Source organism: Ruegeria sp. SCP10 (genome assembly GCF_040329495.1).
GTDB lineage: Bacteria > Pseudomonadota > Alphaproteobacteria > Rhodobacterales > Rhodobacteraceae > Ruegeria.
The window spans coordinates 584,118-595,638 of the sequence record NZ_JBDZYF010000001.1; the positions used below are offsets into that span (position 1 = coordinate 584,118).

At 56.7% G+C, this 11,521-nt stretch carries 12 protein-coding genes; 6 read left to right on the forward strand and 6 right to left on the reverse strand.

The window, feature by feature from the left end; genetic code table 11:
* Positions 1–350 precede the first annotated feature (350 nt).
* Positions 351–3,080 carry an Rne/Rng family ribonuclease gene (locus ABLN87_RS02955; RefSeq protein ID WP_353008373.1) on the forward strand — a complete coding sequence of 910 codons (2,730 nt, stop codon included), beginning with the start codon at positions 351–353 and terminating at the stop codon, positions 3,078–3,080.
* A 59-nt stretch (positions 3,081–3,139) separates the two neighbouring features.
* Here ABLN87_RS02955 and ABLN87_RS02960 read toward each other — a convergent pair whose 3' ends face one another.
* Positions 3,140–3,373 (reverse strand): sulfurtransferase TusA family protein, encoded by a 234-nt coding sequence (locus tag ABLN87_RS02960; protein ID WP_353008374.1) that lies wholly within the window; start codon positions 3,371–3,373, stop codon positions 3,140–3,142.
* A 105-nt stretch (positions 3,374–3,478) separates the two neighbouring features.
* Between ABLN87_RS02960 and ABLN87_RS02965 the strand changes: the two genes are divergently transcribed.
* From ABLN87_RS02965 to ABLN87_RS02980, 4 genes are all read left to right on the forward strand, one after another.
* Complete coding sequence (locus ABLN87_RS02965; RefSeq protein WP_353007416.1) at positions 3,479–4,231, forward strand: cytochrome c biogenesis CcdA family protein; 753 nt, start codon at positions 3,479–3,481, stop codon at positions 4,229–4,231.
* A gap of 55 nt (positions 4,232–4,286) precedes the next feature.
* The gene (locus ABLN87_RS02970) at positions 4,287–5,501 is read left to right on the forward strand and encodes a hypothetical protein (RefSeq protein ID WP_353007418.1); all 1,215 of its coding nucleotides are present in this window, start codon (positions 4,287–4,289) and stop codon (positions 5,499–5,501) included.
* Positions 5,498–6,847, forward strand: coding sequence for a cytochrome P450 (locus tag ABLN87_RS02975; RefSeq protein WP_353007421.1), 1,350 nt, complete (start codon positions 5,498–5,500; stop codon positions 6,845–6,847). The genes ABLN87_RS02970 and ABLN87_RS02975 overlap by 4 nt, the downstream gene beginning before the upstream one ends.
* Before the next feature lie 70 nt (positions 6,848–6,917).
* Entirely contained in the window at positions 6,918–7,799 is an 882-nt protein-coding gene (locus ABLN87_RS02980) for a fructose bisphosphate aldolase (RefSeq protein ID WP_353007424.1), read from the forward strand.
* Between the two features lie 3 nt (positions 7,800–7,802).
* Here ABLN87_RS02980 and ABLN87_RS02985 read toward each other — a convergent pair whose 3' ends face one another.
* Genes ABLN87_RS02985 through fumC form a run of 4 tightly spaced genes read right to left on the reverse strand, consistent with a single transcriptional unit; the run spans position 7,803 to position 10,253 of the window.
* Entirely contained in the window at positions 7,803–8,405 is a 603-nt protein-coding gene (locus ABLN87_RS02985) for a DNA-3-methyladenine glycosylase I (protein WP_353007426.1), read from the reverse strand.
* A gap of 59 nt (positions 8,406–8,464) precedes the next feature.
* The gene (locus ABLN87_RS02990) at positions 8,465–8,686 is read right to left on the reverse strand and encodes a ribbon-helix-helix domain-containing protein (RefSeq protein WP_170536890.1); all 222 of its coding nucleotides are present in this window, start codon (positions 8,684–8,686) and stop codon (positions 8,465–8,467) included.
* The gene (locus ABLN87_RS02995; RefSeq protein ID WP_353007429.1) at positions 8,683–8,859 is read right to left on the reverse strand and encodes a DUF4169 family protein; all 177 of its coding nucleotides are present in this window, start codon (positions 8,857–8,859) and stop codon (positions 8,683–8,685) included. Before ABLN87_RS02995 ends, ABLN87_RS02990 begins: the two co-directional genes overlap by 4 nt.
* A complete protein-coding gene (fumC, locus tag ABLN87_RS03000) occupies positions 8,859–10,253 on the reverse strand; it encodes a class II fumarate hydratase (RefSeq protein ID WP_353007432.1) in 1,395 nt (464 codons plus the stop codon). Before fumC ends, ABLN87_RS02995 begins: the two co-directional genes overlap by 1 nt.
* Before the next feature lie 205 nt (positions 10,254–10,458).
* On the opposite strand from fumC, the gene ABLN87_RS03005 reads away from it, so the two are divergent.
* A complete protein-coding gene (locus tag ABLN87_RS03005; RefSeq protein WP_353007435.1) occupies positions 10,459–11,022 on the forward strand; it encodes a hypothetical protein in 564 nt (187 codons plus the stop codon).
* A gap of 28 nt (positions 11,023–11,050) precedes the next feature.
* On the opposite strand, the gene ABLN87_RS03010 is transcribed toward ABLN87_RS03005, so the two are convergent.
* The gene (locus ABLN87_RS03010) at positions 11,051–11,509 is read right to left on the reverse strand and encodes an SspB family protein (protein ID WP_353007438.1); all 459 of its coding nucleotides are present in this window, start codon (positions 11,507–11,509) and stop codon (positions 11,051–11,053) included.
* Positions 11,510–11,521 lie beyond the last annotated feature (12 nt).

Genomic DNA, 11,521 nt, shown 5'->3' on the forward strand with positions numbered 1-11,521 from the left:
CCTTTTTCGTGTCTTTAAGTCCCGATTTTTTGAGTTTCGCTGTTTTGCCGAAGGTGAACGTTGGTTTTCATCGCAAAGCAGACCGATTGTGCCCCTTTCCCCGGGGCAGTGGAGTGCCTGAGCCCGATGCGTCGGGCGAAAGGAATAAATGGGCAGGCAGCGGTGAGCCGCGCCTGTCGGAGAAGAACCGCGATGACGCGCGCGCAACGTTTGAGAAACCGGGCAGGGGGCCAGAGCGCCAGACCCTGCCGCGCGCCGTCTGATATCGCCCTGACAAGACACCTTCCCAAATGCGCCTGTCCGCCTGGACGGGTCAGGACAACGCGTTTGGCGCGGTGCACCAAGGACACATGGCTAAGAAAATGCTTATCGATGCCACCCACGCGGAGGAAACCCGCGTCGTGGTGGTCGACGGAAACAAGGTCGAGGAGTTCGATTTTGAATCCGAAAACAAGCGCCAGCTTGCTGGCAACATCTATCTTGCAAAAGTAACCCGGGTCGAGCCGTCACTGCAGGCGGCCTTTGTGGATTATGGCGGGAACCGGCATGGATTCCTGGCGTTTTCCGAGATTCATCCTGACTACTACCAGATCCCCGTCGCTGACCGTGAGGCGCTGATGGAGGAAGAGCGCGCCTATGCTGAGGCCATGAAGGCGCGGGATGAGGCGGAAGAGGTCAAGCCGAAAAAGCGCCGCCGCTCGCGCGCCAAAGCGGCGGATGTGAAATCCGATGATGCGGTTGAGTCGATTGAAGTGTCGAACGAACCGACCGGCATGGAAACCATCGACCTGGAAGAGGGTGAAGAAGCGGACCTGGCGGTTGAGGAAGGAACCTCGCCGGCGGATCGTGTCGCCGAAAAACCCGTCGAAGAACCGGTTGATGAGGTTGAGACCTCCGATGATGCGGTTGCCGAGGAGGTAGCGCAAGAGGGCGTGGAAGACACTGCGCCGGAAGAAGCATCTGAGGCCGAAGCAGAAGCTGTGGTTGAAGAGACCGTGGAACCTGAACAGGTGGAGCCTTCCAACGAGATCGAAGAGGCGAAACCTGACTCTGATACCGATGAAGGTGAAGAGGGTGAAGCACTGACGGACGCGGCTGAAAAAGACGCATCCATCGAATCTGTGGCTGACGAGGATGACAGCGAAGATATTCGCCCGCCGCGTAAGCCCCGCCCGCGCCGGTACAAAATTCAGGAAGTCATCAAAGTCCGTCAGGTTCTGCTGGTACAGGTCGTGAAGGAAGAACGCGGCAACAAAGGCGCGGCTCTGACCACCTACCTGTCTCTGGCAGGGCGCTATTGTGTTCTGATGCCGAACACAGCCCGTGGCGGCGGCATTAGCCGTAAGATCACCAACGCACCTGATCGTAAGAAACTGAAGGAAATCGCTGCTGAGATTGATGTACCAACAGGCGCTGGATTGATCATCCGGACCGCAGGAGCCAAGCGTACAAAATCCGAGATCAAGCGCGACTATGAGTATTTGCAGCGTCTCTGGGAGCAGATCCGCGAGCTGACGCTCAAATCCATCGCGCCTGCGAAAATCTATGAAGAAGGCGATCTGATCAAACGGTCGATCCGAGATCTGTATAACCGTGACATTGATGAGGTTCTGGTCGAAGGCGAGGGTGGGTATCGCATCGCCAAGGACTTCATGAAGATGATCATGCCGTCGCACGCCAAGAACGTGAAACGGTATGAGGACGCGCTGCCTCTGTTCGCGCGCTATCAGGTGGAAAGCTATCTGGCGGGGATGTTCAACCCGACCGTTCAGCTGAAATCCGGTGGCTACATCGTGATCGGCGTGACCGAAGCGCTGGTAGCGGTCGATGTGAACTCAGGCCGGGCGACCAAGGAAGGCTCGATCGAGGAAACGGCGCTGAAAACCAACCTTGAGGCTGCCGAGGAAGTGGCACGCCAGTTGCGTTTGCGCGACCTTGCCGGTCTGATTGTGATCGATTTCATCGATATGGACGAGCGCAAGAATAACTCGGCTGTCGAGAAGCGCCTGAAAGACAAGCTGAAAACCGACCGTGCGCGCATTCAAGTGGGCCGTATTTCGGGTTTTGGACTGCTGGAGATGTCGCGCCAGCGTCTGCGCCCCGGCATGCTGGAGGCGACCACGCAGCCGTGCCCGCATTGTCATGGCACCGGTCTGATCCGCTCGGATGACAATATGGCGCTTTCGATTCTGCGTCAGATCGAAGAGGAAGGCACCCGTCGCCGCTCGCGCGAGGTTCTGGTGCGTTGCCCGGTTGGCATTGCCAACTTCCTGATGAACCAGAAGCGCGAGCATATCGCTCAGATCGAGGCCCGCTATGGTCTTTCGGTCCGCGTTGAAGGGGATTTGCATCTGGTCAGCCCGGATTTCTCGATGGAGAAATTCAAGACGGCCAGCCGGATTGTGCCCGAGGCGACAGCCCCGGTCGTATCTGTTGATGCGTCGCTGATGGATATGGTTGACGAGACCGATGGGGACGAGGTCGAGGACGAAACCGTTCAGGTCGAAGAAGAGGTCAAGCCCAAGCGCAAACGCCGCCGCCGTCGCCGCAAGAAGGGTGGAAATTCTGCCGAGCAACAGGATGGCGAGACTGACGCGTCCGAGGCAACGCCCGAAGAGGTAACGCCGGAAGACATCCCAGCAGAAAGCGTTCAGGAAGACCCAGAGGCCACAGGCGAAGAGGAAAAAACCGCCAAGCCGAAACGCCGCCGGTCGCCGCGTCGCAAGAAAAAAGACGACGAACCCGTTGCGGCAGAGGTTGAGGTGGCGGATGCCGAGGTTCAGCAAGACCCTGAAGTGCAAGCGGCTGAGGAAGCGTCGGTTGAACCGTCAGAGCCTGCGACAGAGCCCGATGTAGCTGAGGTAGCAGTCGAGGAAACACCTGCACCGGCAGAGCCCGAACCGGAACAGGCTGAACCCGAAGTAGCCGCTGAAGAACCGGCAGCGGTGGAAGAGGTTGCAGAACCCGTTGCCGAAGAGGTTCAGGCCGAACCCGTTCTGGAAACGGTGGCAGAAGAGCCAGAGCAACCAAGCGAACCTGCTAAGCCCAAGCGGCGCGGTTGGTGGTCGCTGGGCAGCTAAACGAAATACGAAAAGGCGGGCCTGGTGCTCGCCTTTTTCGTTACCTCTTCGGGGCGCGATCAGCCTTGTTTCTGGATCAGATAGACCTGATGCCCGTTCTCTTCGCCTTGCGAGACCAGTTTGTGACCAGACTCAGTACAGAAATGCGGAACATCGATGATTGCGGCCGGGTCATCGGCCAATACGCGCAGCACCGCTCCGCCGGGCATGGATTTCAGCCGTTTCCGTGCTTTCAGCACAGGCAGGGGGCAAAGCAGCCCAAGCGCATCAAGGGTCTCGGTTGGATTTGACATAAGGGTCAGATATTTCCACTTTGCCATGGTGTCCAGCGCGCAACCACGAGGTTGTGACCGAATGGCCCCGTGACGAAGCCGCTTTCATACCATATGTGCAGGTCTATGTTCGGAATAGATATCATCGACGCGGGACTTCTGCCTGCCATGTTCATCGCCATGATCGGCGGGTTGATCAGCTTTCTCTCACCCTGCGTTTTGCCGATTGTGCCACCCTATCTGGCCTATATGAGCGGTGTGACCATCAACGAGATGCAGGATGAGGCGCGGGCCCGACGCAAGGCGACGCTGTCTGCGCTGTTTTTTGTGCTGGGTCTGTCGACCGTCTTCTTGCTGCTTGGGTTCACTGCATCGGCCTTTGGGGCGTTTGTTCTGAAGAATCAGGAGCTTTTTGCCAAAGCTTCCGGCGCGGTGGTGATCATCTTTGGGCTACATTTCCTGAACGTGTTCCGTATCCCGCTCTTGGATCGTGAGGCGCGAGTCGAAACTGGTGATTCCGGAGGGTCCGTATTTGGGGCCTACATTCTGGGTCTCGCCTTTGCCTTCGGGTGGACACCTTGCATTGGACCGCAGCTTGGCGCGATCCTGTCACTGGCCGCATCTGAGGCCTCGGTCGCACGCGGCACGCTTCTTCTGGGCGTATATGCGGCAGGTTTGGGCATTCCATTTCTGCTGGCAGCGATGTTCCTGAACCGCTCGATGCATGTGATGAACAAGATCAAACCCTATATGGGCACGATTGAAAAGGTGATGGGCGGGCTGTTGCTGTTTGTTGGCATCATGTTGATCACCGGTCTGTTCACCGAATTCAGCTGGTGGCTGCTGGAAACTTTCCCGGCGCTGGCGGTACTGGGCTGATCCATCTTACCTTGGCCGCAATGCTGCGTTAAGCTGCGCAGCAGAAGGTAAGGTCATGAGCAGTCAGACAAAACAGCCACAGGTGCGCAGGCGGCGGGTGTTCTACATCCCCGGCTACGACCCGATTCCTGCCAGGCGCTATCGTGAGCTGTATCGGACCGAATCCCACCAACAGGCTGCGATTTCAGGATATGACATCTCTATTGCACCGAAATCGGGTGAGGGGCCGTTTGGCTGGCATGTCACCTCAACTCAGGATGGGGTTGAGGTGCAAACGGACATCGTGGTTCTGGTCTGGTCTGACATCGTGCGCGACAGCATGTCCGGGTCGATCCTGGGGACCTACCTACAGCTTGCCCGCACGGCCTGGATTTATATCTCAACCGGAACGCTGCGACGTCTTCGTAAGCTGAGAAAAGGGCCAGTGATAGCAGCGCTTTATCCTGTCGGGATGCTGCTGTTACAACTGTTTGCCGCATTGGGTGTTGTGGCCGGAGTAACGGCATTACTGGGGATTTGGATTGGCGTTTGGGCGCTGTTGCCCGCGCTCGCCTTGGCCTATGCGCTGCTGCGCTGGTTCCGCCAGATCGACAACCGCTTGTTTGCTTACTACCTGATGCATGACTACGCCTATTCCGCGCGGTCGAATGGGGAAACGCCAACGGAACTACAAAGTCGTCTGGATGAGTTTGCGGGGCTGATCCGCGCATCCTTGAAAGACGATGTGGATGAGGTTCTTGTCGTTGGCCACAGTTCCGGGGCGCATCTTGGCGTGTCGGTATTGTCCGATGTTATCCGTGGCCGAAAGGAAGCGTCGCATGGTCCAGCGTTATCATTCCTGAGCCTGGGGCAGGTGGTCCCGATGGTTTCTTTCCTACCTGATGCAGCGAAATTGCGGGGTGATCTGCGGTTTCTTTCGACGCAAGACACGGTGACATGGGTGGATGTCTCGGCCCCCGGTGATGGGTGTTCCTTTGCGCTTTGTGATCCGGTCGCGGTCAGCGGCGTTGCCGGGCCGAATAAGATCTGGCCTTTGGTCCTGTCGGCAGCCTTTACACAAACGCTTTCACCTGAGCGCTGGCACGCGCTGCGTTGGAGGTTTTTCAGGCTGCATTTCCAATATCTCTGTGCTTTTGATCAACCTGGCACCTATGACTATTTCCGCATCACCGCTGGGCCACAGTCGCTGGGTGCGCGATTTGCGGGGCGGCAACCGTCTAAAACGCGGATCGAAACCCCGGTTTCCAAGTACAGAAACGTTAGCTCATGACGCCGCCCAAGCCAAAATCCCGCCCGGATCGCGTTTCGCTGTGGCGTTACCTGAAACTGTTTCGGCAGGATTTGCTATCAGCGCAGCCTCAGCGCCTTTATCGCGCCTGGATGGCTGAGTTTCGTACGCCGTTCTTTCGATCCTACATGATCAACCAGCCTGATCTGATTGATACAGTCCTTAAGAAAAGACCAGATGATTTTCCAAAATCCAGTCGGATCAGCGAAGGGCTGCGGCCGTTGTTGGGTAACTCAGTATTCCTGACCAACGGCGAGACCTGGAAACGGCAGCGGCGCATTATTGATCCGGCCTTCGAGGGCGGTCGTCTGAAAGACACGTTTCCAGCCATGCGAGAGGCTGCCGAGGCCTGCGTAGAAAGACTGCGCGACAAAACAGGCCAGCAGATCGAATGTGAAGAAATCACCAGCCACGCCGCAGCCGATGTGATTTTTCGCACGTTGTTTTCTGTGCCAATCGAGAACGAAATCGCCACTGAAGTCTTTCAGAAATTCCGCGCCTATCAGCGGGCGCAGCCTTTGTTGAACCTGGCCGCTTTTGTGCCTTTGCCACACTGGTTGCCCCGGTTTCATTCCAGGAACACCCGCCGAAGTGCACAGGATATTCGCTCACTGATTGGTCGGCTGACAGCCGAACGGGCGAACGCGATCGAACAGGGCCGGGCACCAGATGATCTGGCCACGAAGATCATGACCACGCCTGATCCCTATACGGGTAAGCGGTTCAGCACAGATGAGATGGTCGATCAGGTGGCCATATTCTTTCTGGCAGGGCATGAAACCAGCGCCTCTGCCCTGGCGTGGACGTTATACCTGATGGCGCTTTATCCCGAGTGGCAGAACAAGGTTGCATCCGAGGCACAGGCGCTGGACGATCACACATTCGCGGCGATGTCACGCCTCAAGATCAGCAGGGATGTCTTCCGCGAGGCGCTGCGCCTTTATCCACCCGTCCCGATGATGGTGCGGCAGACTACGTGCCCCGAACAGTTCCGAAACCGCGAGGTCCGTAAAGGCTCACAAATCGTCATCAGCCCCTGGCATCTGCACCGGCAGGAGAGGTTATGGGACAATCCGGATGCGTTCGACCCCGCCCGCTGGAGCACAGAGAATGGCAAGACCTGTCAGCGAGAGGCTTACATTCCGTTCTCATCCGGCGCCCGCGTTTGCACAGGTGCCGGCTTTGCGATGGTTGAAGGGCCGCTGATCCTGTCCATGCTGCTACGCGCCTACAAATTCGAAACAATCCCCAGCAAAACACCTGTTCCCGTCGCACATCTGACCGTCAGATCAAAGGATGGCATCTGGTTGCGTATGGTTGAGCGCTAACAAACTACCATCCCCTCACGCCGTACTGTATTCGAAGGACAACGGAATCAGTTTTGAACGGGAATGCATTATGTCCAAAGCAGAACAGCGCGCACAAATGACAGGTGGCGCAGGGTTTATCGCAGCACTGGATCAAAGCGGCGGGTCGACACCAAAGGCGCTGGCGCTTTATGGCGTGGAAGCCTCGGACTACGGATCGGACGCCGAAATGTTCGGCGAGATCCAGAAGATGCGTGCGCGGATCATTCTGGCGGATGATTTCACCAAGGACAAAGTGATTGGTGCGATCCTGTTTGAACGCACGCTGGGTGAGCAGATCGAAGGCCGCAAAGTGGCTGACTACTTGTGGTCGGTCAAAGGCATCGTGCCGTTTCTAAAAATCGATAAAGGTTTGGAAGATCAGGCAAATGGTGTTCAGTTGATGAAGCCAATTCCCGGTCTGGCAGAAACTCTAGGCAAGGCTGAAGGTGTGTTCGGGACCAAGGAACGCTCGGTCATTCACGAAGCAAATGCCGAAGGTATCGCAGCTGTGGTTGCTCAGCAATTCGACGTAGCACGCGAAGTTCTGGCCGCCGGAATGGTTCCCATCATCGAGCCCGAGGTGAACATCCATTCCGAAACCAAGGCCGAGGCCGAAGACATTCTGAAGACAGAGATCATCAAGAACTTGGACCAGCTGGGCGAAGGCCAGGATGTGATGCTGAAACTGACGATACCCAGCGCTGCGGGTCAGTATGATACGGTTGCGGATCACCCGCGTGTCGTACGTGTTGTCGCCCTGTCTGGCGGTTACTCGACCGAACAGGCCTGTGATCTGCTGGATCAAAACAGCAAGATGATCGCGTCCTTCTCGCGCGCGTTGACCGAAGGGCTGTCTAAGCAACAGACTGATGCGGAATTCAACGCAGCCCTGGGCGGGAACATCGACAGGATTTTCAAAGCTTCCTGCTAAGCCTCAGACGGGTTTGACAAAATCGCGGCGCGTCTGCGCCGCTTTTTCCCGGAAGGCACAACCTTCTGCGTGATCGTTAACTAGCCCCATCGCCTGCATAAAAGCGAAGACGGTGGTTGGACCCACGAACTTCCACCCGCGTTTCTTCAAATCCTTCGACATGGCGATGGATTCCGCTGATGTTGAGGCGGTTTGCGGCGGCGGAGGGGTTTCTGGCTCGAACCGCCAGACATAGGCCGCAAAGGAGCCTTCAGAGGCGACCAGCTCCTGCGCCCGACGCGCGTTGTTGATGACAGCCTCAATTTTGCCGCGATGACGGATGATGCCGGTGTCCTGCAGCAGACGTTCGACATCCGCATCAGAAAACGCGGCCATCTTGTTGAAATCAAAGCCACAAAAGGCTGCGCGAAAATTCTCGCGCTTGCGCAGGATCGTCAACCAGCTGAGACCGGACTGAAAGCTTTCGAGGCAGATCTTTTCGAACAACCGTTGGTCATCGGCGACCGGGTAACCCCATTCATTGTCGTGATAGTCCAGATATTCTGGCGCGGACATGCACCATGTGCACCTGGCTTTCCCGTCTGGCCCGATCAATGTCTTGCTCATGAATGTACCCTTTTTGTTCCATCTCAACGCTACACCTAGTAGGGCGCGGCTGGCAAGGATCAAAGCTTATTGCGGTACCAATTCAGGATGAAAACACGAATGGCCGAGGCAAGACCCGTTTCTGGATCCCGGTCAACATCAATCTCGGCGGCCAAGGCGTTGATTGGTTGATCTTTTTCAAGTGCGATATCGCGAAAGGCTCGCCAGAATTCATCTTCCAAAGACACCGATGTCCGATGTCCTTTGAGGGTCAGAGAGCGTTTGACAGGCCGACCGCTCATTCATCCAACTCGTGATTGTCGAGGTCGCGTTTCTGCTTGTCTTGCCGCAGTTTCAAGACGTCTTTCTCGGCTTTGCTCCGCCCAAAGGAGACAGAGTTCTGGTCCGCGCGGGCCTTTTTCTCGGCCCGCGCTTTTTCCTTTCGATACCGGTTCAGATTGACCGGCTTGCCCATCAGTCTTTCGGACCGATCATTTGCTCGGGCCGGACAACCGCATCAAAGGTTGCCTCGTCCACAAAGCCCAGCGCGATGGCTTCTTCCTTGAGGGTGGTGCCGTTCTTATGCGCGGTTTTCGCAACCTTGGTGGCGTTGTCATAGCCGATGGTCGGCGCCAATGCGGTCACCAGCATCAGCGATTCCTTCATCAGCTTGTCGATCCGCGGCTCGTTGGCCTTGATGCCCAGCAGCATACGCTCGGTAAAGCTGTCGGCGGCATCGCCCAGCAGTTGGATCGACTGCAGCAGGTTATAGGACATCATCGGGTTGTAGACGTTCAGCTCGAAATGACCCTGAGATCCCGCAAATGTCATGGCGGCGTTGTTGCCCATCACATGGGCTGCGACCTGTGTCAGTGCTTCGGCTTGTGTCGGGTTTACCTTGCCCGGCATGATCGACGAGCCGGGCTCATTTTCAGGCAGGATCAACTCGCCTAGACCGGATCGGGGGCCAGAGCCGAGGAAGCGAATGTCATTGGCGATCTTGTAGCAGCTGCCCGCAATCGTCGCCAAAGCGCCGGACATGAAGACCATGGCATCATGGGCGGCCAGCGCCTCGAACTTGTTGGGCGCTGTCACAAAGGGCAGGCTGGTGATCTCGGCCATGTGGCCGGCAACGGCTTCGCCCCAGCCGTTTTGCGTATTCAGCCCGGTGCCAACCGCCGTACCGCCCTGCGCCAGTTCATAAATCCCCGGCATCGCGGCATGAACGCGGGCGATTCCCTGACGGATCTGATGGGCGTAACCGCCAAATTCCTGACCTAGCGTCAAAGGCGTCGCGTCTTGCGTATGCGTCCGTCCGATCTTGATGATGTCTTTGAATTCCGTGGCCTTCTGTTCCAGGCCCGAAGCCAGCTTCTCAAGACCCGGCAGCAGCACATCGCGTACGCTCATGGCCGTGGCGATATGCATGGCGGTGGGGAATGTGTCGTTCGACGACTGGCCCATGTTGCAGTGATCGTTCGGGTGAACCGGGTCTTTCGAGCCGATAACGCCGCCCAAAATCTCGATGGCTCGGTTGGCGATGACCTCATTCGAGTTCATGTTGGACTGCGTGCCCGAGCCGGTCTGCCAGACGACCAAAGGGAAGTTGTCGTCAAACTTGCCTTCAATCACCTCACCTGCGGCCTGAATGATCGCATCGGCGATCCTGGCATCCAGTTTGCCGGTCGCTTTGTTTTCCATCGCACAGGCTTTTTTGATCACGCCCAGCGCACGCACGATGGCCACCGGCTGTTTCTCCCACCCGATGGGGAAGTTCATGATCGAGCGCTGCGTCTGCGCGCCCCAATATTTATCGGCAGGAACCTCTAGCGGGCCAAAGCTGTCAGTTTCGGTGCGGGTCTGAGACATCGGGTACTCCGTCTGGTATGCAGTCGTATGCCGTTTAGCTGCCATATGCTTATGGCGCAATCGGCCAGTTGCGCGCACCTTAGACCGATGGCTGCCAAAGGTATAGCGCCGGACTGCGTCATTTTGTTCTTGCAACAAGGGATTGTGGCATTGTGCAGCGATCATGCTTAGCTAGAATAAACAGGCTTCGGTTGAGGAGGACGAGATGCCCGGTACCCAACGGTTTGTGCCCTTGAAATCCATGGCGGCGGTTTTGGTTGCAACGCTATGGCTTGGGCTGCTGAGCATTGCTGCCCATGCCGCCAACATCGAGCCCTTTGTCGGGGACTATATCGGATCGGCGAATGTGGTGGATGCGGATGGTACATCAACCCCCCGGGATATGAGCGTTTCCATCCACGACACTAAAAACGGGTTCAATGTCAGCTGGAAAACCATCACCTACAAGGCCGATGGACGGGTGAAAGAGCAGAAATTCTCGATTGATTTCCAAACCTCAGACCGGCCCGATGTGTTCTCAGCTGCGATGAAACGCAATGTATTTGGCCATGAGGTGCCACTTGACCCGATGCAGGGTGAACCTTTCGTCTGGGGCCGGATCGAAGGTGATACTCTGACCGTGTTTTCGCTGTTTATCGACGAATCCGGTGGGTACGAATTGCAACAATATGACCGGACATTGGCCGAAGGCGGGCTGAACCTGTCATTCTCGCGCTTTATCGATGGAGAAAAGTCGCGATCGGTCGAAACTTTCCTGAAAAAGCAATAAACCCCGCGTTGCGGCGGGGTTTTGAGGATTATTTGCGGAAGCTGTCCAGCGAGACCACATCCGCGTCGTGATGTTCTTCGGGTTCTTCAACCTCGATCGTCTCTTCGACCAGTTCATCCTCGTCCAGCTCATCCTCGGGGCTTTCAAACCGTAGGCCAAATTCAACCGAAGGATCAACGAATGTCTTGATCGCGGCGTAAGGGATATACAGCGGTTCGGGCGCGTCACCGAAATTCAGTGTGATGGCAAAACCGGTATCCCCGACCTCAAGGTTTTCGAACCAGTGCTGCATGACAATTGTCATCTCTTCGGGATAGCGCTCATGCAGCCATTCCGCGATTTGCACACCCGGTTCGCGGGTGTCAAAGGTAATGAAAAAGTGGTGAGCACCGGGTAGCCCGGTTTCCGACACGTCGGTCAAAACGGTTTTGATGAGACCGCGCATGGCAGTGTGCATCAGGTTTCCATAGTCAATGTCTTGCGACATGGGGCATCCTCG

Coding starts and splice junctions, on each gene's coding strand:
- ABLN87_RS02980 (WP_353007424.1), top strand. CDS start 6,918: ATGTCCAAAGCAGAACAGCGCGCACAAATGACAGGTGGCGCAGGGTTT.
- ABLN87_RS03005 (WP_353007435.1), top strand. CDS start 10,459: ATGCCCGGTACCCAACGGTTTGTGCCCTTGAAATCCATGGCGGCGGTT.
- ABLN87_RS03010 (WP_353007438.1), bottom strand. CDS start 11,509: ATGTCGCAAGACATTGACTATGGAAACCTGATGCACACTGCCATGCGC.
- ABLN87_RS02975 (WP_353007421.1), top strand. CDS start 5,498: ATGACGCCGCCCAAGCCAAAATCCCGCCCGGATCGCGTTTCGCTGTGG.
- ABLN87_RS02955 (WP_353008373.1), top strand. CDS start 351: ATGGCTAAGAAAATGCTTATCGATGCCACCCACGCGGAGGAAACCCGC.
- ABLN87_RS02985 (WP_353007426.1), bottom strand. CDS start 8,405: ATGAGCAAGACATTGATCGGGCCAGACGGGAAAGCCAGGTGCACATGG.
- ABLN87_RS02965 (WP_353007416.1), top strand. CDS start 3,479: ATGTTCGGAATAGATATCATCGACGCGGGACTTCTGCCTGCCATGTTC.
- ABLN87_RS02960 (WP_353008374.1), bottom strand. CDS start 3,373: ATGTCAAATCCAACCGAGACCCTTGATGCGCTTGGGCTGCTTTGCCCC.
- ABLN87_RS02990 (WP_170536890.1), bottom strand. CDS start 8,686: ATGAGCGGTCGGCCTGTCAAACGCTCTCTGACCCTCAAAGGACATCGG.
- ABLN87_RS02970 (WP_353007418.1), top strand. CDS start 4,287: ATGAGCAGTCAGACAAAACAGCCACAGGTGCGCAGGCGGCGGGTGTTC.
- ABLN87_RS02995 (WP_353007429.1), bottom strand. CDS start 8,859: ATGGGCAAGCCGGTCAATCTGAACCGGTATCGAAAGGAAAAAGCGCGG.
- fumC (WP_353007432.1), bottom strand. CDS start 10,253: ATGTCTCAGACCCGCACCGAAACTGACAGCTTTGGCCCGCTAGAGGTT.